This window comes from Oleiphilus sp. HI0066, from assembly GCF_001635725.1.
In genome coordinates this window covers 1-1,839 of record NZ_LWFH01000268.1, presented here as the reverse complement: position 1 = coordinate 1,839, position 1,839 = coordinate 1, and the positions used below count along the sequence as shown (strand labels likewise).

Sequence of the window (1,839 nt, the reverse complement as noted above, 5' to 3'; positions counted from 1 at the left end):
ATAAGGCCTAATATGAAAGTTGACCAAATCCAGATCGAACAACAATCTGTGGTTGTAGAGCGCTATCTTAAAGCGCTCTCTAACAAAAATAGATTGATGATTTTATGCTCATTGGCTGATGAAGAGCTTTCAGTTTCGGAAATTAACCGCAAGGTTAACTTGTCTCAATCTGCTTTGTCGCAACATTTAGCTTTGTTGCGAGAAGATGATTTTGTCGATACCAGAAAAGTCGGTCAATCGGTTATATACAGTATTAAGGACGATAAAGTATTGGCACTCATACAGAGTTTTTATGCAATTTTTTGCAAGAATATATAGTTCATATATGGCCTTGTCATTAAAAAACTGACCAAATGGTTTATTAAAACAATGATTTAGTGATTTAAAGGTGTTATAGATGAGAACTATTTCGACTATGGCACATTTATATTTCAAAAAAGTGACTATTTGGTCAAATAAGGTAGTTTTTGATCTAGAAATTGATTCGCAAAATCTGTAGCTTCTCGTCCCGTTCAAAATACAAAGTTCGTACTTTTGTTCTACTTTAGAGCACTAGTGCATAAAATTCCGCCGAACGAGGAAACGAAAATGCTAGAAAAGCTATTTAAGCTTCAAGAGCACCAAACAACAATTAAGGTAGAAATTGTAGCCGGCCTGACTACTTTCTTGACCATGTCTTATATTCTTTTTGCTAACCCAGACATCATGTCTGCAGCGGGTATGCCAAAAGAAGCAGTATTTACAGCAACTGCGGTTGCAGCAGCAGTAGGCTGTATCTTGATGGGTTTGTGGGCTAACTTCCCTGCAGGTCTTGCTCCAGGTATGGGTCTGAATGCGTTTTTCGCATTTGCCGTTGTTGGTGGCATGGGATACACGTGGGAACAGGCTCTTGCAGCAGTTTTGATTTCTGGTGTTATTTTCTTCTTGTTATCTGCATTCAAAATTCGTGAATGGATTCTACATTCAATTCCGGGTTGTTTGCGTCACGGTATTACTGTTGGTATCGGCCTTTTCTTAACCATTATCGGTTTGAAGAACGCGGGTATTATTGCTGATCATCCTGCAACGCTTTTGACTTTAGGTGATCTTGCTTCTCCAGGTCCACTTCTAGCTGGCCTTGGTTTACTTCTTATTATTGCTTTGGATTACCGCAAAATTACTGGTTCTATTGTAGTCAGCATGCTGGCGATCTCTATCGTTTCTTCGATTCTAGGTATTACTACATTCAGTGGCATTGTCGGTGAGCCTCACTCAATGTCTGAGCTTTTCTTCGCGCTAGACTTTAGCCGTGTACTAGAAGCAACAATGATCTCTGTAATTTTGGCGTTCGTCTTCGTCGACTTGTTCGATACTTCAGGTACTTTGATGGCGACAGCTTCTAAAGCAGGTCTTACTGATAAAGATGGCAAGTTCGACGCGATGGGTAAAGCAATGCTTGCTGACTCTACGTCGACAACTGCTGGTGCTGCATTAGGTGTTTCTTCGGTAACTACGTACGTTGAGTCAGGCGCTGGTATTGCCGCTGGTGGTAAGACGGGGCTTACTGCAGTTACAGTAGGTGTGTTGTTCTTGGCGGCGATGTTCTTCACGCCTCTACTAGACTTTGTTCCTGCATTCGCTACGGCACCTGCATTGATCTATGTTGGTCTAATGATGACTGCTGATATGCGTCACATTAACTGGGACGACATGACAAGTGCTGCGCCTGCATGGATTTGTGCAATCATGATGCCGTTCGGCTTCTCTATCTCTCACGGTATTGGCCTTGGTTTTGTTGCGCACACAGTTCTCCAGTTGTTGACCGGTAAAACATCAGAGATTCGCCCAGCGGTTGCGCTA

Annotated in this window: 2 protein-coding genes; both read left to right on the top strand. The window is 42.1% G+C overall.

Translation table 11 applies throughout. From position 1 onward, the window contains the following. Window positions 1-318 (top strand): ArsR/SmtB family transcription factor (locus tag A3738_RS04020; RefSeq protein WP_369819763.1); only part of this gene is annotated, 318 nt, incomplete at its 5' end. A 270-nt stretch (window positions 319-588) separates the two neighbouring features. Next, window positions 589-1,839 (top strand): NCS2 family permease (locus A3738_RS04015; RefSeq protein WP_068763378.1); only part of this gene is annotated, 1,251 nt, incomplete at its 3' end.